Source organism: Oscillospiraceae bacterium, from assembly GCA_035380125.1.
Classification (GTDB): domain Bacteria; phylum Bacillota; class Clostridia; order Oscillospirales; family JAKOTC01; genus DAOPZJ01.
In genome coordinates, this window is record DAOSWV010000013.1 from 28655 (window position 1) to 42227 (window position 13573).

The window sequence follows — 13573 nt, forward strand, 5'->3', positions numbered from 1 at the left end:
TTAAGTAAGTAACTAATTAATGAAGGAGAAAAGTATGGAACCCAAACCGTTGATGTTGGTGATCAAACACACCTATAAAGAGTGGACCAACTATATGCGCAAAATGGCGCTCGAATGCGGAATTCCGGATTCTTACCGGATGATCATCATACACCTCTCAAGGCATCCCGGCGCGAGCCAGAAGGATGTGGCGGAGAACTGTCAAAAGACCTCCGCTGCCATCAGCCAGACGGTCAAGGAGATGCAGCTGACTGGATATATCACCAAAGAGACCGATGAAAAAGACCAGCGTTTTGCCAAGCTGTATCTGACCGAAAAAGGGCAGGAAAGTGCGGATCGGCTCCGGGAAAAAATCCACGAGGCCGACCGTCTGATCACCTCGGTGGTCACGACTGAAAAAGAAGCGCAGATGATTGAATTTTTAGAGATGCTCTCCGAAACCATACAAACGAGGTTATAAGTTTTTATGTTGAAATATATCAAGAAATATTGGCATTGGTGCCTGCTGGCGCCGATTTTTATGCTGGGCGAAATCACGATGGACCTTTGGCAGCCGGATTTGATGGCGACGATTGTGGACGACGGCGTCATCGGGCAGAACATGAGCATTATTCTGACGATCGGTGTCAAAATGATTCTGCTGGTGCTGTTCGGCGGTTTCTGCGGGATCATGTCCGGCGTTTTTGCCAACTTTGCGGCGCAGTATTTCGGCAACGATCTGCGCAAGGACCTGTTCGGCAGGATCATGGATCTCTCCTTTGAGCAGACCGATAAAATCTCTACCGGCTCGCTGATCACCCGTATTACCAACGACGTCACCCAGGTGCAGAATGTGGTGATGCTTTCCATTCGATCAGTGGTTCGCAGCACCGCCATGTTTTTAGGCGGCATTTATATGCTGTACAGGCAGTCGCCGCGGTTTGCCGTGGTGGTCGCCTGCGGGCTGCCGTTTGTCGTTGCGATCGTGGTCTTTTTTATGAAAAAAGCCGCGCCGATGTTTGCGGTTGTTCAGGAAAAACTGGACGGCGTAAACAACGTCATGCAGGAGGATATCGCTGGTGCGCGCGTCGTTAAGGCCTATGTCAAGGAGGATTATGAACTCAGCCGTTTTGACAACGCGAACGACGCGCTTTACGGCATCAATCTGAAAGTGCAGTCCTTGCTGGCGTTTATGAGTCCGGGCATGAACATCGTGTTGAATCTCTGCGTCGTCGGCATCATCTATATCGGGGGCATGACGGTTCAAAACAGCGGAAGCGTCACCACGGGTGAGATTATAGCCGCCATCACCTATGTCGGGCTTATTCTGAACAGCGTGATGTTTATGGCGAATCTCTTTCAGACGATAACCCGCGCCAAGGCCTCTGCCGCTCGTATCAACGAGGTTTTGAATTGTGAGCGGGTCATCACCGGAGGCGGTTATGCGGAAAGTTCCGATCGCCGCGGTGAAGTGGAATTCAAGCATGTGAAATTCGCCTATCCCAATTCCGGCGGCCGCGAAGTGCTGGAAGACATCAATCTGACCGTCCGCCGGGGTGAGACGCTGGCGGTTCTCGGCGCGACCGGCAGCGGTAAAACCTCGCTGATCAACCTGATTCCGCGATTTTATGATGTGACGGAGGGCGAAGTGCTGGTGGACGGCGTCGATGTCAGGGAATACGACCTCACGGCGCTGCGGGATAAAATCGCCGTGGTTCTCCAGAAAGCGGAACTGTATTCGCGCCCGATTGAGGCGAATATCCGTTGGGGCAAAGCTGACGCGACCCCGTGGGAGATCAAGAGCGCGGCGGAAATCGCCCAGGCGGACGACTTCATCTGCGCCACGCCGAACGGTTATTATACGCAGGTCACGGAAGGCGGGCATTCGCTCTCCGGCGGGCAGAAACAGCGCATTTCCATTGCGCGTGCCGTGTTGAAAGACCCTGAAATCCTGATTTTCGACGACTCTTCCAGCGCGCTTGACTTGAAAACCGAGGCAAAACTGTATGCGGCGCTGAAAAAAGAATGCCCCGACACCACCAAAATCATCATCGCCCAACGCATCGCCTCAGTCAAGGACGCGAATCGGATCGCCATCATCGACGGCGGCAGAATCACGGCCTGCGGGACGCATGAGGAGTTATTGAAAACGTCTCCGATCTATCGGGATATTTACAATTCGCAGCTGAAGAAAGGAGGCGAAATCGATGCGTGAACAAAAGCACAACCCCGGGGAAGTTCCGGCGGGTTTTGAACATACGCAGACCTCGGAGGCCAGTTACCGGAAAGTTGAACAGAAAAAAACACAGCAGATGGAATTCGGACCCCGCGGCGGTCCCGGGCGCAATATGGGACAGACGATCGAAAAGCCCAAAGCCGTGCAAAAAACGATTTCGCGCCTTTTGAAATATTTTGAAAACGAAAAGAAACTCTTGTGGCTTTTGGTCATATCGGTTGTGGCGGCGACGCTTGCCTCACTGGCCGCACCCGCGATGCAGGGCGATGCGATCGACCGGATCACGAAACTGGAGTGGAGCGGTTTCGGGCAGCTGCTGATCGTTTTACTGATCGTCTATTTTGTCTATACGGGCTGCACATTGGCGCAAATGCTGATCTCGGCGCACCTGAGCCAACGCATCGTTCAGAAAATGCGTCACGACCTGTTTCGGAAAATCGACAATCTGCCGATTAAATACCTCGACACACATTCCAACGGCGACGTGATGAGCCGCATGACAAACGACGTCGAGAACATCTCGAATACGGTTTCGCAGAGCATGAGTTCGTTGATTTCCGGCATTTTGACAATCCTCGGAACGATTGCGATCATGTCATGGTATTGCTGGCAGCTCACTTTGATCACGATGGCGACGGTGGTCATCACGGTGGTCGTGACCAAGAAGCTGTCAAGTGTCATGCGCCGCATTTACAAAAAGCGTGCGCAGGTCTTGGGGCGGCTGAACGGCCATTCCGAGGAGATGATCACCGGCTATAAATCCATCGTGGCTTACAGCCGGCAGAAAGACGTTGTCAGTGAGTTCAATGCGACCTCCGACGAACTGACGAAGGTCGGCATCAAAGCGGAAATTCTCGGCGGCTCCATGGGGCCGATTATGAACTGCATCTCCAACATCGGATTCGTCATCGTCGCGGCTTTCGGCGGGTATTTCGCGCTGACGGGACTGATCACGGTCGGCACGATTTCCGCGTTCATCATCTATGCGAGGCAGTTCTCGCGCCCGATCAACATGATCGCGCAGCTGTACGGCTCGGTGCAGACGGCGATGGCCGGCGCGGAACGCGTGTTTGAGCTGATCGACCAGCCCGATGAGGACAACAGCGGTGATCGGAATCTTGAAAAGGTGACGGGCGAAATTTCTTTCAAAGACGTCGATTTCTCCTACATCCCCGACAAGCAGGTGCTGTATAAATTCGATTTGGATATCAAGCCGGGTCAGAAAATCGCGTTGGTCGGGGCGACCGGCAGCGGCAAAACGACGGTCGTCAATCTGCTGATGCGGTTTTACGACGTGGATTCGGGCGAAATTCAAATCGACGGCGTCAACATCAAGGACATCAAGCGCGACGAACTGCGCCATAACGTGGCCATCGTGCTTCAGGATACGGTGTTGTTTTCCGATACGATTGAACGGAATATCAAATATGCCAATCTCGACGCCTCCGATGAGCAGATGCGCTATGCGGCCGAGATGAGCAATTCCGTCTATTTTATCGAGCGTCTTCCCGAACAGTATCAGACGTTTTTGAAGCATGCGGGCGCAAATCTCTCGCACGGGCAGCGTCAGCTGCTTGCGATTGCGCGCGTGGTGCTGGCCGACCCGAAGATTTTGGTATTGGACGAGGCCACGTCGTCGGTCGATACGAGAACCGAAAAGCACATTCAGGACGCCATGGTCAATCTGATGAAAAACCGGACGAGTTTGATCATCGCGCACCGGCTTTCCACGATTCAGGACGCCGACAAGATCGTTGTTATGGATCAGGGGCGTGTCGTCGAGAGCGGAAATCACGAGGAACTGCTGGCGCAGAAAAGCCGTTACTATTCGCTGTATATGACCCAGTTTGCCGGAAATCAGATTTAAATTGACAAAAATGCCGATCAAAGATATTCTATAATCAGGAAGTCATAGAAACTGACAGAGGCGGAGGGATTTTGATGGCGGAAATTTATCTGGCGGGCGGCTGTTTTTGGGGTATGGAGAAATACATCGCGTCGGTGCGCGGGGTCAAGTCCACGCAGGTCGGTTATGCCAACGGCAAGACCGCGAATCCGACCTATCAGGAGGTCTGTCACAACGACACCGGCCATGCCGAGACGGTGGAAGTGGTTTACGATCCGAAAATCGTCCCGCTGGGCTTTTTGTTGGAACTTTACTATTCTGCAATAGATCCGACTTCAATCAACAAGCAGGGAGGGGACACGGGAACCCAATACCGCACGGGCATCTATTACACGGATGAGGCCGATTTTCCGACAATCAAGCAGTCGATTCTGAAACTGCAGACGCGTTTGGACAAGCCGGTCGCGATAGAAGTCAAGCCGCTTGAAAATTTTTATCCCGCCGAGGAATATCATCAGAAATACCTCGATAAAAACCCGGGCGGGTACTGCCATATCCGACCCGAAAAGTTTGAAAAAGCCGCGAACGCGGTCGTGAATCCGGCGGATTACGCCGCATCGGACGCGGAAACCCTGCAAAAGAAATTAAATGACATGCAGTTTGCGGTCACGCAGCAAAGCGCCACCGAGCCGCCGTTTCGCAACGAGTTTTTCGACCACTACCGTCCGGGCATCTATGTGGATATCACGACCGGAGAGCCGCTGTTTTCCTCCGTGGATAAGTTCGAATCAAGCTGCGGCTGGCCGGCGTTTTCCAAGCCGATTGACCCGAACGTCGTGCGCGAAAAAGACGACCTGACCTTCGGGATGGTCCGTACCGAGGTGCGCAGCCGGGTCGGGAATGCCCATTTGGGGCATGTGTTCGAAGACGGCCCGCAGGAAAAAGGCGGTCTGCGCTACTGCATCAACAGCGCGTCGCTGCGCTTTGTCCCCAAAGAGGACATGGAAAAAGAGGGCTACAGGTATTTGCTCGATTTGGTGTAAACTGATTTAAAAAAATAGATATGATCGTTAAATTAAAATCAAAATCGCCCTCGTATTAATGATACGGGGGCGATTTTCAGATGATAAAAGAATTTAATATAGCATGATTGGAGCTTCCGGAAAGTCCTCAACATTTGACGAAATGGAGTTATATAAATTGCTGCCCCAAACCCAGAGATGTTCGTCTGAAGTTAAGGCGAAGGTAGCGAAACCTGCTTGAACTGAGATCACATCACCGGAAACCGGAATTTCTACCGGTGTATAGACAATAGCTGGGTTTGTGCCGATTCCCAAACTGGTATAATCAGAATCAGAGTTACCATTGTTGTTTTTCCCCCAGCCATAGAGGTTGCCGCTTTCGGAAATAGCATATGCGGTAAAGGCATTGCTGATGATACGCGTGATTTTTTCGGGAAGATCAATTTTTACAGGCACCGATGAAGACGTCACGGTTTCGTCAACACCGAGTTGTCCGACGTCATTTGCGCCCCAAGCATATACGGTTCCGTCGTCCAGCAGTGCATAACTCGCACCGCGTCCTGCCGCCACACTGATAACAGTTCCTTCAAGTGCTACAGCGGCGGCATAGGATCGGTTATTCTCAATCAATTCCCCGTTTTCATCTAGTCCCTTTACAGTCAGGCCATCGCCGAGTTCTCCGTAGTAATTGCTGCCCCAAGTGTAGATCTTTCCGTCTGTACATAGTGCAATTAAATGAGTATCGTATCCGCAGACCATTATAGCTTCGGCGGGTAATTGAGCTGTAATAGGAACGGACGACCATGTTTCATCAGTTGTTCCGAAGAGCTGTCCCTGTTCGTTCCAGCCCCAGATATATAATTCGCCGCTGATGCCCTTTGCCAGACCAACCATGCCATGCGCTTGAAAAATTTCCGAAATCGCTTCCGGAAGATCCTTTTGCATGGGTGTTGAATCGTAATTGAATGTGCTGCTGCTTTTCGGAAGTTCCGTTAATCCCCAAGTATAAACATTTCCGCTTTCACAGAGAGCTACGCAAAGAGCGCCCGGCGCCAAATCGACGACTTTTTCAGGGATATTGATCTTTGTGGGTTCATTGACGATTTCGTCTTCCGTGGGCAGACCGAGACAGCCACGGCTATTATATCCCCAAGCATATAGTATACCATCATCGGTAAGGCCGTATGAGGAGCCACCGTCAGTAAATATTTTTACAAACTCAGAGAGTTTTATTGTCGCGTCCGTCGGTTCTGTTTCGTCGGAATTGACTTGGGACAGGATTGATTCAGAGCTGTTTGAAACTTTACTGGGTGCGGACGAAACTATGGTTAACGCGCTATCCGATGACGTCGAAATATTTTTTGAACAGCTTAAGCATGTCGCCAGAAGCAGAAAAGATAATAACATGATAAAAAATTTTTTCAATGGTTGAGTTTCCTTTCAAATATAAATTTTATCATAGCCAGCGGTTTTTATACCGCTGGCTATGATAAAGAAAATTAATATGGCATATTGGGGAAAAGCACATACGTGAATGGATCAAGAATGGTACTATCATTACCTGCTCTTACTTCAAAGTGGAGGTGATTCCCCGTGGAATTCCCCGTTGAACCTGTACGACCTAAGTATAATCCAGCAGCCACAGACAATGTCCCTCTTGAAATTTCAATGGTGTTTACAGATATTCCACGAGGCTCATCAGGATTTGGATAAGTCAGATAGGTAAATCCACCACGGAATATGGATAAATGAGCATAATATGCTATTATTCCAGTATCAGAGCATGTCAGCTTAATATAGTTGCCATAACTGACCATTACAAGGCCTTCTTCAGGGTCATTTTCATGACGTGTTAAATATTCTGCACTTCCGTTTGTGATGGCATATACAGAGGTTGTTGTACCTACACCTCCGATATCAATACCATTATGCGAACCACTATAATCTTTAGTTCTATAACCACTGGTAATTGGTTTATTATAACCATATTGTGGAATTAAAATATAACTTTCTGATACATATCCCCTTTTGTTTCCGCTAGATGTGTAGTATTCAATATGATACCAAGAGGAATTTTCTGCTTTTAACACGGTAATTAATTCTCTGTTACTGATCGTACCAATATCAGCATATGTGGTTCCGGGACCACCGTATACATGAACAGTGCTGCCATATGTATTTATGCCCAATATGTTGATATTGTTGTTTTCATAAGAAACAGAAGATAAACTACCCGAAAGAGATGTGCTTAAAATATAACCTCGTGTAGTTACGCCGTTTTTTGTATATTGAACCAAGTAATACGATCCTGATCTTTCGATTGCATAACCGCCCTGAGCATATGTAAGGGTTTCTCTAAGGACATAGCTCGTACTTGGCCCATAATAAACAGCGGCAGAACTTAATATTGTAACATATACATAAGAATCAGTGTTATTACCTGCGATGCGATAAGTTGATGTAATATCAGTTCCTCCGGAAACGGGAGATGTTATAGTACAATCCCCATATTCACCATAGTCATAAACACCTTCAGTTTCACAACTTTCGTTTGAATTGAATGAATCTCCATCTCCTGCATAGACGGGTAGTGACAATGTTGTTATACACATGATAATTGTTATGATTATTGCGATTATTTTCTTTGACATTTTATTTCTTCCTTTCTTTTCATAGATGTATTTAAAGGTAAAATTACAATTATAGGCATCATCGGTTCCTTTCAATATTTTCCGAATTTGTTATTAAATGATTGAATAATAACATTATATTCAATTATACAATAAATGTCAAGCAGTAAATAACAAATTATTTACTATATTTTAAAATTTCATGGACGAGTGTTGAAATTTTTAATTATTAAAGTATAATTTAAGTAAAATCCGAAGCGGAGAATTATCATGAGACACATTAAACACGAGACCGATTTTTGCGTGGTGGGCGGCGGGATGGCCGGCATGTGCGCGGCGATTGCGGCGGCACGGCACGGCGCAAAAGTGATTTTAATGCAGGACAGGCCGGTGCTGGGCGGCAACGCCTCCTCCGAGATTCGCATGCACATTTGCGGCGCTGACCGCAGCGACGGCAAGGGCTTACGCGAGAGCGGCATTCTGGAAGAAATTGAACTGGCGAATATCTACCACAACGCCATGCGCAATTTCAGCATGTGGGATATGGTTTTATTTTCGATGGTCAAACGCGAAAAGAACATCATGCTGCTGCTGAACTGCTCGTGCAATGAAATTGAAATGTCGGGAAATACCATCGTCAGCGTCAAGGGCTGGCAGGGTACTTCCGAGATCTTTCACACGGTCAAGGCCAAACTCTTTGCCGATTGTTCGGGCGACAGCGTGCTGGCGCCGTTGTCGGGTGCGCAGTTCCGAATCGGCCGGGAGGCAAGAGACGAGTTCGGCGAATCCATCGAACCCGAACAGGCCGATAAAAAGACCATGGGCATGAGCTGCTTGATTCAGGCGAAAAAGTATGACCGCAAGATGGAATACCGCCCGCCGGAATGGGCAACGAAACTCGATTACGATTATGAAAAGTTGCTTTCGACAAGGGGTGCGAATATTGAAAACTGCACCAACTTCTGGTGGCTGGAACTCGGCGGCGAAAACGACAGCATTCACGACACCGACAAACTGCGTGACGAGTTGGTCGCGCTGGCGTTCGGGGTCTGGGATTATATCAAAAACAGCGGGAAATACAACGCCGACGACTGGGCCATCGAGTGGGTCGGCTTTTTGCCGGGCAAGCGCGAGAGCCGCCGTTATGAGGGCGATTACATGCTGACGCAGAACGACATTCGGGACGTCAGGGCATTCGACGATATCGTCGGGTACGGCGGTTGGAGCATGGACGACCACAACCCCGGCGGGTTTCAGTTTGCGGGAAAGCCGACGATTTTTCACCCCGCGCCGCAGCCCTACAACATTCCGTACCGATGTCTTTACAGCAAAAATATCGAAAACCTGTTTTTCGCCGGACGCAACATCAGCGCGACCCACGCGGCCATGTCCTCGACGCGGGTGATGGGTACCTGTGCGATATTGGGGCAGGCCGTCGGTGCCGCGGCCGCAATCGCAACGAAAAACGGCACGACACCGCGCGGCGTACTGCAAAACCATCTGGCGGAACTGCAGAATACCTTGCTGGAGGACAACTGTTATCTGCCGTCGAAAGAGAAAAAAATCTCTCCGCTGACCGCAAAAGGTCGTTTTGTCTGCGATGGGACGAATTCGGAAGCGTTGACAAATGGCATCGAACGCAATCTCGGCGACGTCAATCATTTTCACGGCAGCCGGATTGACCTTGTCTGGGAAAAACCCGAGCGGGTCGGACAAATGCGCATCGTGTTTGACAGCGAACTTGAGCGGCTTGATAAAAATATGCCCTTTGAGTGGGGCATGGAGCCGTATCACCGCAGGATGCCGAACCGGCTTGTGCGGGATTTCGACATTTCGGTGAAAGTCAACGGGTTTTGGGTGTTAAAGCAACAGGTCAGAGACAATCACGAGCGGCTTGTTCGGATCACGCTCGATTTGGTGTGCGAATCCGTTCGGCTGGATATAATCAAAACTTGGGGCGGTGAAAACACCGCAAACATCTTTGCGTTTGAAGCGCAGGATTAAATTATTCATAAGAAAACGAGATAAAAATGACGGTTTTCTGTCGGTTTCGACGGTTTTTTTGCGTTGTCTTGTCAGGAAAAAGAGAAAGTGGTATAATATATCTGTTGCGCTCCGGGCGTGGTTTTACGCCCGTCACAGGCGCTTCGTTTCATTTTTATCTAAATTTTCAGTGATATGTTTTATTGAAAAAGGAGGGCATGGACATGAAGCTGGTGGTGTTTGTACTCAATAAAACCGAGAAGCTCGAAGCGGTTCTTGAAGAACTTGCGCGGGAAAACATCTGCGGCGGAACCATCCTGAGAAGCGAGGGTATGGCACGGGTGCTCAAAGATTACGAGGGGAATGATATTCCGTTCATCGGTTCGATTCGGGCGATTATCAATCCCGAACGAAAAGAGAGCAGAACGCTTTTACTGGTGATTAAAGACGAGCAGCTTGAAGTGGTCACGAGGGCCATTGAGAAGGTTGTGGGTGATATCTGCGGAAAAGATACCGGTATCGTCTTCAGCGTGCCCGTAGATTTTACGAAGGGGTTGCCGCATCTTGAGTTTTGAAATTCTTTTATACGTCGCGATCATCATGGTCGGCGGACTGCTGTTCGGTCGACTTGGGAAATTCATTAAACTCCCCAATGTAACCGGATATCTGGTCGCAGGTCTGATCATCGGGCTGTTGATTCACATTCTGCCCCAAAAAGAGCAATTACAGCAAGCCGTGGATCAGTTCTCGGTTGTCTCGGAAATGGCGCTTGGATTTATTGCCTTTTCAGTCGGTATCGAGTTCAAATTTAAATACTTTAAGCAGGTCGGTGCGGCACCGATCGTCATCGCCAACACCGAAGCCTTCGGCGCGGTGATTTTGGTTACGGCGACTTTATTGATTTTCGGCGTCGATCCGAAACTGTCGATTTTACTTGGTGCAATTGCTGCGGCAACCGCACCCGCACAGACGATTTTGGTCATCCAGCAATATAAGTCGAAAGGCCTTTTGACGTCAATGCTGCTGAGCGTCGTTGCTCTCGATGATGCGGTCGCTTTGATCGCGTTCGGTTTTGCCGCCGCCATCGTCAAAGCGATGGAAGGTACCGGAGCGGTGACGGTCATGAACTTCGTCTCACCGTTCCTTGATATTGTGATTTCCTTTGCGATCGGTATCGCGGCAGGGGCGCTGATGTCACTGTTTTTCCGGTGGTTTCATAAGCCGAACAACCGCCTTTGTGTGATGATCGGATTTATCTTCTTGACGCTATGGGCTGCAGATGCCGCAGACGCCTCTCCGTTGTTGGCTTGCATGGCGTTGGGTGTTGCAATCACCAATATTGTCTCCGATATCGATGGAGTTGCCAAAGTAATCGAGTCATTTACGCCGCCGATCTATATGATCTTCTTTGTGATCTCGGGCGCGGGATTCGATGTCGGCGCACTCGCAAAGATCGGCTTGATCGGCGCGATCTATATCGTGATGAGAGTCGCCGGGAAATGGCTCGGCGCATGGTTCGGCGGCAAGGTGACCAAATCTGATGAGACGATCAATAAATATCTCGGTCCGACGCTGATGCCGCAGGCCGGTGTTGCAATCGGCCTGATCATTGCGGCAAAATCGCTTCTGCCGGCGGAATACGCCAGCCAGCTGCAAACGATTATCCTCGGATCCACGTTTGTCTATTCGATCATCGGGCCCAGCGTCGCTAAGAGCGCGTTGGTCAAGGCGGGAAATATTATATTACCCGATAAGAAGAAAGCCGAGACCCCGGCAAAAACGTAGTTTAATACAGAAAAAAGAACGGACTGCTGAGCAGTCCGTTCTTTTTTCATATCACGACGCAGGTAACATCTTCGGGATTTATGCGGATGTTTTTACCGGCTGCATTAAATGTAGTTGTTTTACTGCTCTTATTCCAAAAAGCGAACATGCGTCTGTCGCTGTTTTGATACTCGGTGTACTGAACACCCTCGGGCACAACGAGCGCTGTCTCGCAGATATAGCGGCCGTGGTAGAAAAATTCGCGGTATTCGTCTTTCAGCGCGATCAGTTTCTTGATATAGGCGGCGTATTCGGGCAGATCCGCAATGGTACTGTTTCGTCCCCGGTAGATGGAGACGTCGAAGCGGAAACCGTGGATGAACGCATGGTTGAGCTCTTTTTTCCAGTCGACACGGCAGTCGTGCACAAAACGATTGGTCATGATAACCTCAGGGAATGTGCGCAAAAACATCTGCGGAAACATTGTGTCCTGCCAGCGGTCGTTTTTATTGCGGCGATAAAAATTGCCGAAGTCGCAGCCGTGCAGAAAGTCCGTCATGGCGCTGACGAGGTCGTTGGTGCATTCGGTGGCGAGCGCTTGTTCCGGATTGAGTAATTCGCGCAGGGCGAGAAAATTTTCGGAACGGTAGGTATAATCCATATCCACGCGCCTGCCGTGCCGGTGGTTTTCGTTGAAGCATAGGTGCGCGGCCCCGCCGAGCTGGTCGAAAAACAGCGCGTCCGGATTGAACGTCAGCTTGTATTTTCCGACGTTCACAAGCTGCTTCTGCCAGCCCCAGGTGGCTTGGCAGGCGCTTGAAAACGTTTTGTAGCCGTAATTGCTGAGCACCGTGCCGTCGTTGGAGAAACGGTAATGCTCCTCGTATTCGTTGCCGTCGATGTCAATACGGGCGATGTCGTGTCCCTGTTCGCGGTAAAAGTCGGTTTTTCGGTCGATCAGATTGCCGTTTGCGTATAAAATCACACGACCGCCGAGCCGGTGAATCTCTTCAACCGCCGCTTTCAGACCCTCTTCGCCGCCGAGATCATCATCGGCCTCGTAAATCGGGTAGTTGTTGTCGAAGCGGCCTTTCCACCAGCCGAAAACCAACAAAGTATCAAGTCCGGACTCTTTCCCTTCGCGGTAAATCCGCGGCAGGTCGGAATAGTTCCAGAATTTTTCGCCGAACTGGTGACGCATGATGATGCGCTGCCAGCCGGTCATATTCCGCACCCATTCGGGCGGCTGCGCGTGTTTGAAAAAGGTCTCTCCGGCAAATGCGCCGAAAATATCCGAACCGTTGCGCCAGTCGCCTTTCGTCAGCGAGACGACAACGGGTGCGCAGGTAAGCGTCTCGCCCTGTGCCGCAAAGGGATATTGGCAGACGGTGCTGACCAGACGGGGTTCGCTGCATTCACGGGGCTGTATCGCGGAGAGCATGGAAAACGACCGGCAGAGTTTATCATGGCGGCCGATGTATAAAAAGTTGCCTGCACTCTCAATGCCGAACCAGGACATTGAGGCCGGACGGGGATACAGCAAAATCGATTTGATCTCGTGATAATCCGCGCTCATATATTCGGTGTGGGTATTTTCAAGCGCTGCCCAGGGATTTTTAATCCGTTCGCCGAGTCCGTTCGGGCGCACAAGCACGTCATTTTCACGGACTTCATCGCAGACGGTGCCGAGGTCGATATAGGGATATTGGAACTCGTTGACACGGGCGGCGTCATGGTTGCTGATCTCGGATTCAAAAAACAGTGCGTCTTTATTTTGGACGATTCGAAGCGTCAGGGTTACTTCAAAACGCCGTCCGTCAGTGCCGATGACATGGTCGTAGGTAATCGTTGTGGTATTGCCGTTTACGGTCACACAGCCGGTTTGTTCGGAGGATTTGACGGTCATTTCCCGCCTGTATCCGTCGTCGAGCATCAGCCGCCAAAAGTCAGTATTCTGTCTGCCGCAAAGCGGGAGGTCTTTTGCGGACCAGATAAGGCGGTCTCCGTTTGGAGAAACGGTAAAATTCAATTGGTTTTGAAACGCCATAATTTATCTCCTCTAAATTGGATTTTTTAATTATACCATAAAGGTTCAAGCTGTCAAACAAATCGG

The 13573-nt window shown here is 49.9% G+C and carries 10 protein-coding genes; 7 read left to right on the forward strand and 3 right to left on the reverse strand.

Annotated elements, in window-relative coordinates; translation table 11 throughout:
* The first annotated feature begins 34 nt into the window (after positions 1 to 34).
* The 4 genes from PK629_06680 (at position 35) to msrB (ending at position 5104) form a co-directional block, all read left to right on the forward strand.
* Positions 35 to 460, forward strand: coding sequence for a MarR family transcriptional regulator (locus tag PK629_06680; GenBank protein HOP11157.1), 426 nt, complete (start codon positions 35 to 37; stop codon positions 458 to 460).
* A gap of 6 nt (positions 461 to 466) precedes the next feature.
* Complete coding sequence (locus PK629_06685) at positions 467 to 2194, forward strand: ABC transporter ATP-binding protein (protein ID HOP11158.1); 1728 nt, start codon at positions 467 to 469, stop codon at positions 2192 to 2194.
* Positions 2187 to 4082: an ABC transporter ATP-binding protein gene (locus PK629_06690; GenBank protein HOP11159.1), complete on the forward strand. Its 1896-nt coding sequence runs from the start codon at positions 2187 to 2189 to the stop codon at positions 4080 to 4082. Before PK629_06685 ends, PK629_06690 begins: the two co-directional genes overlap by 8 nt.
* Positions 4083 to 4156: 74 nt before the next feature.
* Positions 4157 to 5104 carry a peptide-methionine (R)-S-oxide reductase MsrB gene (gene msrB, locus PK629_06695; GenBank protein HOP11160.1) on the forward strand — a complete coding sequence of 316 codons (948 nt, stop codon included), beginning with the start codon at positions 4157 to 4159 and terminating at the stop codon, positions 5102 to 5104.
* Positions 5105 to 5197: 93 nt separating this feature from the next.
* On the opposite strand, the gene PK629_06700 is transcribed toward msrB, so the two are convergent.
* A complete protein-coding gene (locus tag PK629_06700) occupies positions 5198 to 6508 on the reverse strand; it encodes a hypothetical protein (GenBank protein HOP11161.1) in 1311 nt (436 codons plus the stop codon).
* 74 nt (positions 6509 to 6582) lie between these two features.
* The gene (locus PK629_06705) at positions 6583 to 7734 is read right to left on the reverse strand and encodes an SH3 domain-containing protein (protein ID HOP11162.1); all 1152 of its coding nucleotides are present in this window, start codon (positions 7732 to 7734) and stop codon (positions 6583 to 6585) included.
* Positions 7735 to 7983: 249 nt separating this feature from the next.
* Here PK629_06705 and PK629_06710 point away from each other — a divergent pair, with 249 nt between their 5' ends.
* The 3 genes from PK629_06710 to PK629_06720 all read left to right on the forward strand — a co-directional run bounded on the left by PK629_06710 (position 7984) and on the right by PK629_06720 (position 11481).
* Entirely contained in the window at positions 7984 to 9717 is a 1734-nt protein-coding gene (locus PK629_06710; GenBank protein ID HOP11163.1) for an FAD-dependent oxidoreductase, read from the forward strand.
* A gap of 197 nt (positions 9718 to 9914) precedes the next feature.
* Complete coding sequence (locus PK629_06715) at positions 9915 to 10271, forward strand: hypothetical protein (protein HOP11164.1); 357 nt, start codon at positions 9915 to 9917, stop codon at positions 10269 to 10271.
* A complete protein-coding gene (locus tag PK629_06720) occupies positions 10261 to 11481 on the forward strand; it encodes a cation:proton antiporter (protein HOP11165.1) in 1221 nt (406 codons plus the stop codon). The genes PK629_06715 and PK629_06720 overlap by 11 nt, the downstream gene beginning before the upstream one ends.
* A gap of 46 nt (positions 11482 to 11527) precedes the next feature.
* Here the strand turns inward: PK629_06720 and PK629_06725 are convergent, their stop codons facing one another.
* The gene (locus tag PK629_06725) at positions 11528 to 13507 is read right to left on the reverse strand and encodes a DUF6259 domain-containing protein (GenBank protein ID HOP11166.1); all 1980 of its coding nucleotides are present in this window, start codon (positions 13505 to 13507) and stop codon (positions 11528 to 11530) included.
* Positions 13508 to 13573: the final 66 nt, after the last annotated feature.